The 12,766-nt window shown below is 74.6% G+C and carries 14 protein-coding genes; 2 read left to right on the top strand and 12 right to left on the bottom strand.

Annotated elements, in window-relative coordinates; translation table 11 throughout:
- Positions 1 to 45: 45 nt before the first annotated feature.
- On the bottom strand, positions 46 to 792 hold the full coding sequence (locus DCS98_RS21285) for an SDR family oxidoreductase (RefSeq protein WP_116453490.1): 747 nt from the start codon (positions 790 to 792) through the stop codon (positions 46 to 48).
- An 80-nt stretch (positions 793 to 872) separates the two neighbouring features.
- Between DCS98_RS21285 and DCS98_RS21280 the strand changes: the two genes are divergently transcribed.
- Complete coding sequence (locus DCS98_RS21280) at positions 873 to 2,417, top strand: helix-turn-helix domain-containing protein (protein ID WP_206340383.1); 1,545 nt, start codon at positions 873 to 875, stop codon at positions 2,415 to 2,417.
- Between the two features lie 15 nt (positions 2,418 to 2,432).
- On the opposite strand, the gene DCS98_RS21275 is transcribed toward DCS98_RS21280, so the two are convergent.
- The 4 genes from DCS98_RS21275 to DCS98_RS24040 all read right to left on the bottom strand — a co-directional run bounded on the left by DCS98_RS21275 (position 2,433) and on the right by DCS98_RS24040 (position 6,706).
- Positions 2,433 to 3,887: an FAD-dependent monooxygenase gene (locus DCS98_RS21275; RefSeq protein ID WP_116453489.1), complete on the bottom strand. Its 1,455-nt coding sequence runs from the start codon at positions 3,885 to 3,887 to the stop codon at positions 2,433 to 2,435.
- 200 nt (positions 3,888 to 4,087) lie between these two features.
- Complete coding sequence (locus DCS98_RS21270) at positions 4,088 to 4,825, bottom strand: DUF5995 family protein (RefSeq protein WP_116453488.1); 738 nt, start codon at positions 4,823 to 4,825, stop codon at positions 4,088 to 4,090.
- A 31-nt stretch (positions 4,826 to 4,856) separates the two neighbouring features.
- Entirely contained in the window at positions 4,857 to 5,441 is a 585-nt protein-coding gene (locus DCS98_RS23775) for a PucR family transcriptional regulator (RefSeq protein WP_338070217.1), read from the bottom strand.
- Positions 5,396 to 6,706 (bottom strand): PucR family transcriptional regulator ligand-binding domain-containing protein, encoded by a 1,311-nt coding sequence (locus DCS98_RS24040; protein ID WP_338070216.1) that lies wholly within the window; start codon positions 6,704 to 6,706, stop codon positions 5,396 to 5,398. Before DCS98_RS24040 ends, DCS98_RS23775 begins: the two co-directional genes overlap by 46 nt.
- Before the next feature lie 367 nt (positions 6,707 to 7,073).
- Between DCS98_RS24040 and DCS98_RS21260 the strand changes: the two genes are divergently transcribed.
- Complete coding sequence (locus DCS98_RS21260) at positions 7,074 to 8,081, top strand: oxamate carbamoyltransferase subunit AllH family protein (RefSeq protein WP_116453487.1); 1,008 nt, start codon at positions 7,074 to 7,076, stop codon at positions 8,079 to 8,081.
- A 2-nt stretch (positions 8,082 to 8,083) separates the two neighbouring features.
- Here the strand turns inward: DCS98_RS21260 and DCS98_RS21255 are convergent, their stop codons facing one another.
- From DCS98_RS21255 to DCS98_RS21225, 7 genes are all read right to left on the bottom strand, one after another.
- Positions 8,084 to 8,530, bottom strand: a complete 447-nt coding sequence (locus DCS98_RS21255) for an SSI family serine proteinase inhibitor (protein WP_206340382.1) — start codon at positions 8,528 to 8,530, stop codon at positions 8,084 to 8,086.
- Positions 8,531 to 8,539: 9 nt separating this feature from the next.
- Positions 8,540 to 9,406, bottom strand: coding sequence for an ATP phosphoribosyltransferase (hisG, locus tag DCS98_RS21250; RefSeq protein ID WP_116453486.1), 867 nt, complete (start codon positions 9,404 to 9,406; stop codon positions 8,540 to 8,542).
- Between the two features lie 30 nt (positions 9,407 to 9,436).
- A complete protein-coding gene (locus DCS98_RS21245) occupies positions 9,437 to 9,700 on the bottom strand; it encodes a phosphoribosyl-ATP diphosphatase (protein WP_116453485.1) in 264 nt (87 codons plus the stop codon).
- Entirely contained in the window at positions 9,697 to 10,230 is a 534-nt protein-coding gene (gene ribH / locus DCS98_RS21240) for a 6,7-dimethyl-8-ribityllumazine synthase (protein WP_116453484.1), read from the bottom strand. Before ribH ends, DCS98_RS21245 begins: the two co-directional genes overlap by 4 nt.
- The gene (locus tag DCS98_RS21235; RefSeq protein WP_116453483.1) at positions 10,227 to 11,558 is read right to left on the bottom strand and encodes a bifunctional 3,4-dihydroxy-2-butanone-4-phosphate synthase/GTP cyclohydrolase II; all 1,332 of its coding nucleotides are present in this window, start codon (positions 11,556 to 11,558) and stop codon (positions 10,227 to 10,229) included. The genes ribH and DCS98_RS21235 overlap by 4 nt, the downstream gene beginning before the upstream one ends.
- On the bottom strand, positions 11,555 to 12,163 hold the full coding sequence (locus DCS98_RS21230; RefSeq protein WP_116453482.1) for a riboflavin synthase: 609 nt from the start codon (positions 12,161 to 12,163) through the stop codon (positions 11,555 to 11,557). Before DCS98_RS21230 ends, DCS98_RS21235 begins: the two co-directional genes overlap by 4 nt.
- A 1-nt stretch (position 12,164) precedes the next feature.
- Positions 12,165 to 12,766, bottom strand: a 602-nt coding sequence (locus DCS98_RS21225) for a RibD family protein (RefSeq protein ID WP_164704703.1), incomplete at its 5' end; no start/stop codon positions are given.

The following is a 12,766-nucleotide window of genomic DNA, read 5'->3' as shown; positions in this document are numbered from 1 at the left end:
GTCCGTCCCGTTGCGCGAACTGGCAGGGACGGCGCGGTCGCGGCGTCAGCCGTGCAGGTGCTGCCCGTAGGTCCGGGTGCCCCGCTCGCCGCCGCTCGGCACCGCCGCACCGTCGCGGAACGCCGCCCCCAGCTTCCCGGGCACCGGGGTCGCCACGACGTGCGCGCCGGGCGCGCGTGCCGCGGCCCAGGCCCGGGCGAGGTCGGCGGCGGAGAGGTCCTCGGGACCGCCGTACTCGACCACACCGCCGGACGGCGGGCGCCCCACGACGTCGGCGATGTGCTGCGCCACCTCACCCACGTCGACCGGCTGCACGCGCCACCCCATGGGCACGGGCAGCACGGGGCCGCGACGGGCGGTGTCGAGCAGGAAGTCGACGAAGTCGTGGAACTGGGTGACCCGCAGCAGCGTGACGGGCAGCCCGGAGGCCAGGAGCACCTGCTCGGCGGCGAACTTCGCGCGGTAGTAGCCGTACGGGATGCGGTCCACGCCCACGATGGACACGTACACCAGGTGCCGGAGCAGGTCGCGGTCGACGGCCTGCACGAGCCGGCGGGTGCCGGCGACGTCGACCTGCCAGGGGTCGCCCTGCGGGTCGCTCGCCGCGTGCACGACGACCTCGGCCCCGGCCAGCGCCAGGTCGAGGTCCTGGCCCGTGGCGAGGTCACCGCGGACCCCGCCCGGTCCGGTGCCCCGGCGCGACATCAGCCTCACCGCGTGGCCCGCCTGCTGGAGCGGTCCGGCCAGCCGCTGCCCGAGCCGTCCCGTCCCGCCGGTCACCAGTACGTCCATGGCGAGCAGTCTGGCCCGATCGGGTGGCGCGGCGGGTCGCGACCCAGCCTTATCTCACACAAGAGATAACGTCTGTGACCGTGACGCTCACCGATCCCACGACCGACACCGCCATGCGGCGCATCGGATCGCTGGTCCGCGACGCCCGCCGCCACCACGGCCTCACCCAGCAGCAGCTCGCCGAGCGCCTGGGCACGAGCCAGAGCGCGGTCGCCCGGATCGAGCAGGGCAACCAGAACCTCACCCTGGAGCTGCTCGGTCGGCTGTCGGCGGCGCTGGAGAGCGAGCTGATCAGCCTCGGTCCGACCGGGCCCACCCACCTGCGGGTCGCCGGCGGTCACCCGCTGCGCGGCAGCGTCGCGGTGAAGTCGTCCAAGAATGCCGCCGTCGCCCTGCTCTGCGCCTCCCTGCTCAACCGCGGCCGGACGACGCTGCGCAACGTGGCCCGCATCGTCGAGGTCGAGCGCATCCTCGACGTGCTGCGCTCCATCGGCGTCTCGGCCGTCTGGGACGCCTCGGGCCACGACCTCACCCTCGTCGTCCCCGACGAGCTGGACCTGGCCGCCATCGACGCCGACGCCGCGCGGCGCACCCGGAGCATCATCATGTTCCTGGGCCCGCTGCTGCACCGGGCGGACACCTTCGAGCTGCCCTACGCCGGCGGCTGCGACCTGGGCACCCGCACCGTCCAGCCGCACATGATCGCCCTGCGCCCCTTCGGGCTGGAGGTCGAGGCACGGGCCGGCGAGTACCACGCGACGGTGCGGCACTCCGGCGCCCCCGCGAGGGCGATCGTGCTGACCGAGCGCGGGGACACCGTCACCGAGAACGCGCTGCTGGCCGCGGCGCGCACCGACGGCACCACGGTCATCCGCAACGCCAGCTCGAACTACATGGTCCAGGACCTGTGCCTGTACCTGCAGCTGCTCGGCGTCGGCATCGAGGGCCTCGGGACGACGACGCTCGTCGTCCACGGGAAGCCCGTGCTCGACGCCGACGTCGACTACACGATCAGCGAGGACCCGGTCGAGGCGATGAGCCTGCTGACCGCCGGGATCGTCACCGGCTCGGAGCTGACGGTCCAGCGGACGCCGATCGACTTCCTGGAGATCGAGCTGGCGGTCCTGGCCGAGATGGGCCTGCAGTACGACCTCTCCCCCGAGTACCTGGCCGACAACGGCCACACCCGGCTGTCCGACATCACGATCCGGCCGTCGGTCCTCCACGCGCCGATCGACAAGATCCACCCGATGCCGTTCCCGGGGCTCAACATCGACAACCTGCCGTTCTTCGCCGTGATCGCGGCGCAGGCGAGCGGCTCGACGCTGATCCACGACTGGGTGTACGACAACCGCGCCATCCACCTCTCGGACCTGACCCGGCTCGGTGCCGACGTGCGGCTCATGGACCCGCACCGCGTCCTGGTGAACGGCCCGACCCGCTGGTCGAGCGCCGAGGTCGTCTGCCCGCCGGCGCTGCGCCCCGCGGTGGTCATCCTGCTGGCCATGCTCGCGGCGAAGGGCACGTCGGTGCTGCGGAACGTCGACATCATCGCCCGGGGCTACGAGCACCTCTACGAGCGGCTGGTGGAGATGGGCGCCCACATCGAGGTCTTCCACGACTGATCCGCCCGCGCCCCGTCAGGTCGGGGCGCCGAACCAGCGGGCGAGCCGGCCGTCGAGGTCCCGCTGGTCGTCGCCGGCCCAGGCGACGTGGCCGTCGGGGCGCAGCAGGACGCACGGCAGGTCGATCTCGGCCGTCTGATCGGTGAGCTGGTCCACCCGGTCCGACCAGGCTGCGGCGGTCAGGCGTCCGGTGCGGTCCAGGAGCAGCCCGCGGCCGCGGCGCAGCAGCCCGTAGAGGTCGCCCCCCGAGACGCGGATGTCGGGCATGCGGCGGCCGACCAGGTCGGGACCGTCGCCGAGCTCGTAGCGGATACCGGTCCCGGTGATCTTCTCGCTCAGGCGGCGGTTCACCTCCTCGATGTCCACGAGCTCGGTGAGCAGCCGGCGGACGGCCTGCGGGCCCGGCTCCGGGGCGAGCAGCTGCGCCTGGGCCCGGGTGTTGTCGAGCACGTCCGCGGCGACGGGGCGGCGTTCTGCCTCGTAGGTGTCGAGCAGCGCCTCCGGTGCCCACCCGCGGACCTGCGCCGCCAGCTTCCAGCCGAGGTTGACCGCGTCCTGGACACCCAGGTTCAGCCCCTGACCGCCGAGGGGTGGGTGGATGTGCGCCGCGTCGCCGGCCAGCAGCACCCGCCCCACGCGGTAGCGGTCGGCCAGGCGGGTGGCGTCCCCGAAGCGGGACAGCCACCGCGGCGAGTGCACGCCGAAATCGGTCCCCGCGACGGCGCGCAACCGGTGCCGGAAGTCCTCGAGGGTCGGCGGTCCCGCGCGGTCGCCGACCCCCGCGGCGGGGACCACGACGCTGTAGGTGCCCCCGCCGGCGGGCCGGAGCCAGAACGGCCGGTGCGGTTCGCGGACGGCAGCCACCCCGGCGGCGACCTCCTCCTGCGGCACACCCACCTCCATCTCGCCCATCAGCGTCTCGGTGCGGGCGGGCTCGCCGGGGAAGCCGACGCCGAGCAGCTTCCGCACGGTGCTGCGGCCGCCGTCGCAGCCGACGAGGTAGCGCGCACGCAGCCGTCCGCCGCCGGTCAGCTGCACGGTCACGCCGTCGGCGTCCTGCTCCACGGCGACCACCGCCCGGCCGCGCCGTGTCCGGGCGCCCAGGGCGACCGCGTGCTCCTCCAGCAGACGGACGACGACGGGTTGCGGGATGCCCAGCAGGAAGCCGTACCGGGGATCGAGCCCCTCCGGCGGGGGCGCCGGGATGGCGGCGTAGAACCCGGCGGCCGGACGACGCCTGCCGTGCTCGAGCAGACGGTCCAGCAGCCCGCGCATCGCCATCAGCTCGAGGGTGCGGACGTGCAGCCCCACGATGCGGGCGGCGGACGGGGGCTCGGTGTCCTTCTCGAGGAGGAGGACGCGGACGTCGTGGAGCCGGAGCTCGGCGGCCAGCACGGCGCCGGTCGGCCCGCACCCGGCGATGATCACGTCGAACGGGTACGGCGCGGCGGTGGACTGCGGTGGGTGCACGGGCGTGCCTCTCGGGAGACCTCGGAGGGGAGGCGCTCCCGAGCGACACCTACGTCGATCGCCCGGCCGGGACGGGGACGGGGAGCGCCCGCATCGGTTCTGCGGTCACGGGTCCCACCTCCTCGGTTCGACGGCCGACGGCAGGCTACGAGCCCCTGCCGCGTCCGGTCCAGGCACTTTCCGCCCGGCTGGTCGTACTGCTAGTCGAGCGTGACGCCGAAGCCGTGCATCGCCAGCCGCACCAGCACGGGCCCCGGCCGGAGCAGGTCGGCGACCCGCTCCGCGCTGACCGCCTCCAGGTCGGACAGCCGGACGACGTAGGCCGCCTCGCCCTGCAGCCGCGCGGCGTGCAGCGCCGCGGTGTTCGCCCAGACCTTCCGGCGCGCCTCGCGCAGGAACAGCCGGCTGGCCTGCCGGTTGACCGGCGCGAGGAGCCGGTCCAGCGGGGTGCGGCGGCCTCCTGCGCGCTGCAGCGCGAGATCCTCCTCCCCCACCCGGGCGGCCAGGACGTCGTCGATCCGCTCGTGGTCGCGCCGGCGGCGGTCGAGCAGGGACGACGACGCGAAGTCCTCCGGCGGGATGACGGCGATCAGCGACTGCGGCAGGTCGAAGTTGATGTGCGCGTTCATGCCGAGCAGCACGTGCGCCTCCGGGGGCAGCCCGGGGTCGGCGCCGAGGGCGCGGCGCCACGGCGCCGGGACCGCCTCCGGGCGTTTGCCGTGCAGCTCGAGCGCGTCGAGGTAGAAGCCCGCGAAGTCGACGTCCCACCGCACGACCCACGCGGGATCCTCGAACCGCCCGGCCGTCAGCGCGGCGCCGACCGCCCGGGTGGTGCGCAGGTAGGTGCCGAGGAAGAAGCGCGCCGGGTCGCCGGCGGCCTCCAGCGATCGCAGCAGCTGCTCCATGCGGAGGACGAGCGCGTCCACGTCCCCTGGCACGGCCGCGGTCCCCAGATGGTTCGTCGCGGCGTCAGAGCAGCGAGTCGAGGCCGTCGTCGGCCGGCAGGGCGAGCCCGCTCTCGATCGGCGGCCGGTGCGGCTGGTCCAGCCCGCGCATGCGCGCGGCGTGCAGGGCCAGCAGGAGGTTCAGCCGCAGGGTCGGATCGGTGGTGAACGGGCCGAGGAGCCGCTCCAGCTTCCCGATCCGGTAGCGCATCGTGTTGTAGTGGAAGTGCAGCCGGCGCGCGGACTCCGCGACGTTCAGGTTGGTCTCCAGCAGCACCCGGAGCGTCTCCCGCAGGTCGGCCGAATCGGGGTCCGTCGCGTCGGCCAGCGGGCCGAGCACCTCGTCGACGTAGGTCCGCAGCTCGGTGCTGTCGGGGATCAGCGACAGCAGCCGGAACACCCCGAGCTGGTCGAAGTGCGTCACCGCCGAGCCGCCGTGGATCTCCTGGCCGACGCCCAGTGCCCGCTGCGCCTGCCGGTGGGCCTCCGCCAGGGCCGACAGCGAGTCCGCCGGCCGGCCGATACCGGTGCCGAGCACCCGGCCGACCCGGCGGAGCCGGCCGTTCACCCGCGAGGTGACGGCGGAGACGAGCCCCGACAGCTCCTCCATGGTCCGGCCGTCGAGCGGCAGCAGGGTGACGATCTCCGTCGCCAGACCCGCGACCGCCGCGCCGGCGACCTCCGGCTCCAGGGCGGCGCGCCAGCCGTCGGCAGCCGTTCCAGGACGTCGAGCGCCTTGGTCGGGTCGGCCGCGGCGTCCGCGACGGTCTCGGTGGCGGTGACGAGCACCGCGACCGGCCCGTCGAGCCGCCAGCCGAACGAGCGCGTGTAGGCCAGCGTCCGCTCGGTGTGCCCGACGGAGCCGCCGACCAGCCGGCGGACCAGGTCGCCCTGGAAGCGCAGCTCGACGGAGTGGACCGCCTGCAGCCGGATGACCGACAGGGCGGCGATGACCGCGGCGCGCTCCAGGACACCGCCGGCGCCGAGCATCATCGCGCCGCTGCGGTGGACGGCCACCAGCCAGCCGTGCCGCTGGTCACCGGCCATGATCGGCGCGACGGCGTATTCGCCCACGCCGCCGGGGAGCTCGTGGTGGCCGGGGACGAGCAGGATGCCGTCGGCCGGTGAGAGGTCGGCGTCGGCGAGCACGTCCGCCGGGGTGACGACCGTCTGGTCGGCGCGGACGCCGGAGAGCCGCCGGGACGGCGTCAGCTCGGCGAGGGCGTCGTCGGCGGCGGCGTCGAGCAGCCACAGCCAGTCGCTGATCTCCTCGACGTCGCCGCGGGGGCCGGCGCTGGTGACCACCTCGCGGTCGGGTCCCAGGCCGAGGACGGCGGTGCCCTCGAGCATCACGGCCAGCCGCTGGGTGACCTCGGCGAGTCCGCCCCCGGTGAGGGCGACCTCCATGAACTCGTCGTCCATGCGCGAGGACAGCGCGAGCGCCTGGCCCTGCTTGGTGACGACGGCCCCGAGCACCTCGGAGACGATCTCGTCGAGCCGGACGGTCGCCGGCAGCGCGAGCACCGGCAGCCCGCGGCGCTCGGCCTCGGCCAGCACCTCGCCCGGCACCGGGGCGGGGCCCTCGGTCCTGCGGAACGCCAGCGCGGCCGTGCCCATCGAGTCCAGCCGCTCCACGAGCGCGCGGCAGTTGGCCGGGTCGGCAGGAGGCAGCCGGGCACCGAGGACGACGAGCACGTCCGGGCCGGCCGCGGCGAGCGGGTCCGCCGGGTCGTCGACGACCATGTGCCGGACCACCCGGCCGAGCCCCGCGCCACCGGCGGCCACCGACGTGCCGGCCAGGCCAGGGAGCTGCAGCGCCTCCTCGACGGTGAGGCCCATCCGCTCCTGCCAGCTGGTGCGGTCGTCGCGCGTCACCTCGACCCGCGACTCGTCGACGGCCCAGTTACGCCGGAAAGGGATCGACCCGTTACGGTGCGTTGGCGCCACCAGCGAAGCATCACCCTGGGTCACGACACATCCCCCTCTTGTCGCGGTCCAGGTTGCCATACCGCTCGTGCCTGTCAGGAGTCCCTGGACGCCAGGGCCCATTCTTGGCGAGTTCCGCCATAAGACGGCGTGCGACGCGCCGAATAGGTTCGAGACCCGGTCCACCCCGTTCGCCTGGATGGTAGGCCGTCGCCGGATCCCGGTGACCACCGACCCTCCCTCGACGGACGGACGTGGTCCGGGCCGGGCGGGGGGTACTGGGCGCCTCCCGTCGCCCCACGCCGAAGGGTCCGCCATGCGCACGATCGACGAGACCACCGCTCCGGATCGCCACTCGCAGTCGGACGCGCAGACGCGCGGCCGCGCGGCGCGCGCCGGATTCCCCACGATCCCCCTCCCCCGCGAGTCGGCTCAGGCCACCGCCCGCACCGCCCGGCCCGCACGCGCGGCCACCGCGGTGCCGGCGTCGGCGAGCACCGGTATCGCCGAGCTGCTGCGCGGGCCGGTCCGGCCGGCACGCGTCCTCATCAGCCTCCCGGCCGCCGTGTACGTGCACGTCCCCAACGACCGCGGCGGGGACGTCGTCGGCGTGATGACCAGCGACGCCGCGCGGCTGCCGCTGGGCTGCGTCCTGTTCCGGCCCAGCAACGGCCGGCCGCTGGTCGCCCTCCCGGCGGGTGCTCCGGCCGAGGTCGGGGGCGGCCGGATCGTCGTCGGCGACCTCGCCGTCAGCGCCGCCGCCTGGTGGAACCCGCGGCCCAAGCTGCCGAGCCTGCGCCCGGCGCTGCTCCCGGAGGGCGTGCGCCAGCTGCGCAACGCGCTCTACGGCGAGGGCGTGCCGCACAGCGCCTTCACCCTCCCCGGCCTGCCCGTCGGGCCCGGTGGCCCGCTCGCCGCCCTCCGCGGCGCCGTGCGCCGCGCCGACCTCGACGCCGCACTGCGGACGGCCACCCGCCTGATCGGCCTCGGCCCCGGCCTCACCCCGGCCGGCGACGACGTCATGGCCGGCACCATCGCCGGGCTGGTGCTCCTGGGCCACCCGGCGGCAGAGCGCTTCGCCGCCGGCGTCTACGCCCTGGCCGCCGGCCGGACGACCGAGCTCTCCCGGGCCCTGCTGCGGCACGCCGCGTGCGGGCGGGTCAGCGCCGAGTACGCGGCGGTGCTCTACGGCCTGGTGGGCGAGCGCCCGCTCGGGCCCGCGGTGGCCGGGCTGCTCGCCACGGGTGCCACCAGCGGCCGCGCGCTGGCCCTGGGGCTCTCGACGGCCATCGACCTGGTGGAGCGGACCGCCCGCCCCCGCTGACCTCAGTCGAGGTCGACGGCCAGCAACGGGCCGAGGGCGTCCCACTGGGCGATCCGGCAGCCGTCGGAACGTGACAGCTCCAGGTCGACCGGCTCGCCCTCCCAGCGGCCGACCACCCGGGCCGTCTCCGGCCCGCCGAACTGCTCGGTGCAGACCACGTCCGCATCCAGCGGGGCGAACGGGTCCTGCATGCCGCGCAGGTGCTCGCAGGCCGCGCCCGCGTCGGGGTGGCTGCCCTCGGGGGTCTCCCGGCAGCTGAGCGTCCACTGCTGGACCGGCGAGCCGTCGCCCGGGTCCAGGGTCACCTGCAGGTCGTCGTCGGCCTGCGCGATGTCGCCGGGAGCGGTGGAGCCGGACGGGTCACCGCCCGCTGCGACGTCACCGGAGCCCGTGCCACAGGCCGTCAGCACGGCGAAGGAGGTCAGCGCGAGCAGGAGGGATCTGCGCACGGCGGGCTCCTATATGCGCGAGGCGTGGATGCTCGTGACCAGGATGGCGCGGGCGCCCAGCTCCCACAGCTCGTCCATGACCCGGTTGGTCTCCGCCTTGGCGACCATCGCCCGGACCGCCGACCAGCCGGGCGTCTGCAGCGGGCTGACCGTCGGACCCTCGATGCCCGGGGTGACGGCGGTGGCCCGCTCGAGGATGTCGTTGGGGCAGTCGTAGTCGAGCATCACGTACTGCCGGGCCACCAGGACCCCGCGCAGGCGGCGGCGCAGCTGGGCCACCGCCGGGATCTCCTCGGCGCCCTCGCGGCGGACGAGGATCGCCTCGCTGGCGAGCACCGGCTCGCCGATGATCTGCAGGCCGGCGGCACGCAGCGTCGTCCCGGTCTCCACGACGTCGCAGACGGCCTCGGCCACACCGAGGCGGCAGGCGGTCTCCACCGCGCCGTCGAGCTTGACGACGTCGGCCTTGATCCCCGACTCCTCCAGGTAGCGCTGGAGCAGCACCGGGTACGCGGTGGCGATCCGCTTGCCGGCGAGCTGGTCGATCGCCTCGATGCCGGACTCCACCGGGGCGGCGAAGCGGAAGGAGGACCGGCCGAAGCCCAGGGGCATGACCTCCACCGCCGCGGCGCCCTCGCCGTCGGCCGGGGCGGTCTCCAGCAGCATGTCGCGGCCGGTGATGCCCACGTCCAGGGTGCCGGCCGCGACGTAGACGGCGATGTCGCGCGGGCGGAGGTAGAAGAACTCGGTGTCGTTGTCCGGGTCGTAGACCGCGAGGTCCTTGGTGCTGCGCCGCTGGCGGTAGCCGCTCTCGGCGAGCATCTCGGCCGCGGGCTCGCTCAGGACGCCCTTGTTGGGCACGGCGATGCGCAGCACGAGGGAGGACCTTTCAGCGGACGGGCGGGATCAGAGGTGAGCGTAGACGTCCTCGAGCGTGAGGCCCCTGGTCAGCATGAGGACCTGCACCCGGTAGAGGAGCTGGCTGATCTCCTCCGCCGTCCGCTCGTTCGTCTCGTGCTCGGCGGCCATCCAGGACTCGGACGCCTCCTCGACGACCTTCTTGCCCGCGGCGTGCACGCCGTCACGGACCGCCTGGACGGTCCCGGACGCCGGGTCGGCGGCCGCCACCTTGGCCGACAGCTCGGCGAACAGCTCGTCGAAGGTCTTCACAGCATCCCGTCCCGCATGACGCCGGTGGCCGACGCACCGAACCCGGTCGCGCGCGACGGCGCGCGCAGCCCGCGCAGCGTCAGCGCGGTGGCGAGCGCGGCGATCGCGGCCTCCCAGCCCTTGTCCTCGGCGGAGCCGGGCAGCCCCGCCCTGTCCCGTGCCTGTTCCTCGGTGTCGCAGGTGAGCACACCGTTGCCGACCGGCTTGCCGGCGTCGAGGGCGACGCGGGTGAGGCCCGCGGTCACGGCGTCGCACACGTACTCGAAGTGCGGCGTCCCCCCGCGGACGACCACGCCCAGTGCCACGACGGCGTCGTGCCGCTCGGTCAGCGCCTGGGCGACCACGGGGAGCTCCACCGCGCCAGGCGCCCGGACCACGGTGGGGTCGGCGATGCCGCTGGCCCTGGCCGCCTCGACGGCGCGGGCGAGCAGCTGGTCGGTGATCTCGGCGTGCCAGGTGGTCGCCACGATGCCGAGGGTCAGGCCCGCGGCGTCGACCGGCTCGACGACGGGCGCTCCAGCCCCGCTCACGAGGGCTGCTCGTCGACCCGCAGGGGCACGTTCGCCGGGATCGGATCGGCCGACGCAGCGGGCTCGGCGGGGGTGTCCGCGGGACCGGCTTCGGTCTCGGGCTCGATGATGTCGAGCAGGTGCCCCATCCGGTCGCGCTTGGTGCGCAGGTAGGCCAGGTTCTCGGCGGTGACCGTGCTGGGCAGCGGCACCCGGCCGAGCACGCTCAGGCCGTAGCCCTCCAGCCCGGCCCGCTTGGCCGGGTTGTTGGTCAGCAGCCGCATCGTGTGCACGCCGAGGTCGACCAGGATCTGTGCGCCGGTGCCGTAGTCGCGGGCGTCGGCGGGCAGGCCGAGGTCGAGGTTGGCGTCCACAGTGTCCACGCCGAGGTCCTGCAACTGGTAGGCCTGCAGCTTGTGCAGCAGGCCGATCCCCCGGCCCTCGTGCCCGCGGATGTAGAGCACGATCCCGCGCCCCTCCTGGGCCACGGCGGCCAGGGCGGCCTGCAGCTGGGGGCCGCAGTCGCAGCGCAGCGAGCCGAAGACGTCACCGGTGAGGCACTCGGAGTGCACCCGGACCAGGACGTCCTCGCCGTCGCCGATGTCGCCGTAGACGAAGGCGACGTGCTCGCGCTCGTCGTAGGAGCTCGAGTAGCCGACGGCGGTGAACACACCGGGGGCCAGCGGGACGGTGGCCTCGGCGACCCGCTCGACCAGCTTGTCGAAGCGCTTCCGATAGGCGATCAGGTCGGCGATGGAGACCATCACGAGGTCGTGCTCGTCGGCGAAGACGCGCAGCTCCTCGCCACGGGCCATCCCGGTCGGGTCCTTCTCGCTGACGATCTCGCACAGGGTGCCCGACGGCCGCAGGCCGGCGAGGACCGCGAGGTCGACGGCCGCCTCGGTGTGGCCGGGACGGCGCAGCACGCCACCGTCCTTGGCGCGCAGCGGCACGATGTGGCCCGGCCGGCTCAGGTCCTGCGCTGTGGTCCCGGCGGCGGCCAGCGTCCGGATGGTGGTGGCCCGGTCGGCGGCCGAGATGCCGGTGGTGACGCCCTCGCGGGCGTCGACGGTGACCGTGTAGGCGGTGCCGTGGCGGTCCTGGTTGACCCGGAACATCGGCGGGAGGTCGAGCCGGTCGGCGTCCTCCTCGGTGACTGCCACGCAGATGTAGCCCGAGGTGTACCGGACCATGAACGCGACGAGCTCGGGGGTGGCGAGCTCGGAGGCGAAGATCAGGTCGCCCTCGTTCTCGCGGTCCTCGTCGTCGATGACGACGACCGGCTTGCCGCTCTTGATCGCGGCGATCGCCGTCTCGATGGTGTCGAGCCGACCGAGGGGGCCGCTCATCGCGCGCCTCCCAGCAGTCGCTCCACGTACTTGGCGATCACGTCGACCTCCAGGTTGACGGGCTCCCCCGGGGCGCGGGTGCCCAGCGTGGTCTCGCGGAGGGTGGTGGGGATGAGGCTGACCTCGAACCAGGGCTCGTGGACGTCGGCCGCGCTGACGGCGCTCACGGTGAGCGAGACGCCGTCGACGGCGATCGAGCCCTTCTCGACGACGTAGCGGGCGAGCCCGGAGGGCAGCGCGACGCGCACGACCTCCCAGTGCTCCCCCGGAGTGCGGGCGAGGACGCGGCCGACGCCGTCGACGTGGCCCTGCATCATGTGGCCGCCCAGGCGGGTGTGCGGGGTGACGGCGCGCTCGAGGTTCACCGGCTGGCCGGCGCCGGCAGCGCCCAGGCTGCTGCGGCTGAGCGTCTCGGCCATGACGTCGGTGCTCCAGACGTCCCCGTCCACGCCGGTGACCGTCAGGCACACGCCGTTGACGGCGATGGAGTCGCCGAGCGTGACGTCCTCGAGCACGCGGGTGGCCCGGATGCGGAGCACTGCCGCGTCCGACTGCTCCTCACGGACGACGACGGTGCCCACCTCTTCGACGATCCCGGTGAACACCTCAGCTCCTCCCGTCCGCGGACTGCCCGTCCCCAGTGTGCCGGGTCGGGCGCAGCCGGACCTCCACGTCCCCGCCCAAGCGGGTGACGTCGACGACCGCCAGGTCCAGCGCGTCACCGATCCCGTGAATTCCCAGGTCGCTGACCAGCGAGGGTCCCGCACCGAGCAGCTTGGGTGCGAGATGGATCACGATCTCGTCCACGACCCCCGCACGGAGGAACGCGGCGGCCAGCGTCGGGCCGCCCTCGAGCAGCACCCGGCGCACGTCGCGGACGTGGAGCTCGGCCAGCAGCTCCGCCGGAGAGCCGGCCCGGCTGACGAACGTGGGCGCGGCCGCGTCGAACACCCGGGCGGTCTGCGGCACCCGGCCGCGGCGGTCGACGACGACGCGCAGCGGCTGGCGATCGGCGTTGCGGCCGTCGGCGTCGCGGACGGTGAGCTGGGGGTCGTCGGCCAGGGCCGTCCCCGAGCCGACGACGACGGCGTCGCAGCCGGCGCGGAGCCGGTGGACCGCGGCGCGCGCCTGCTCGCCGGTGATCCACCGGCTGCGGCCGTCGGCCGCGGCGACCCGGCCGTGGAGGGGGGCGGCGACCTTCCACACCA

This window comes from Blastococcus litoris (assembly GCF_003075095.1).
Classification (GTDB): domain Bacteria; phylum Actinomycetota; class Actinomycetes; order Mycobacteriales; family Geodermatophilaceae; genus Blastococcus_B; species Blastococcus_B litoris.
Note: the sequence above shows the minus strand (reverse complement) of the source record. Positions and strands in the feature narration are given on the sequence as shown.

Bases quoted from the DNA above. Each gene is read 5' to 3' on its own strand.
- DCS98_RS23775 (WP_338070217.1), bottom strand. From the start codon at position 5,441: ATGGAGGAGCTGTCGGGGCTCGTCTCCGCCGTCACCTCGCGGGTGAAC.
- DCS98_RS21235 (WP_116453483.1), bottom strand. From the start codon at position 11,558: ATGAGCGGCCCCCTCGGTCGGCTCGACACCATCGAGACGGCGATCGCC.
- DCS98_RS21285 (WP_116453490.1), bottom strand. From the start codon at position 792: ATGGACGTACTGGTGACCGGCGGGACGGGACGGCTCGGGCAGCGGCTG.
- DCS98_RS21260 (WP_116453487.1), top strand. From the start codon at position 7,074: ATGCGCACGATCGACGAGACCACCGCTCCGGATCGCCACTCGCAGTCG.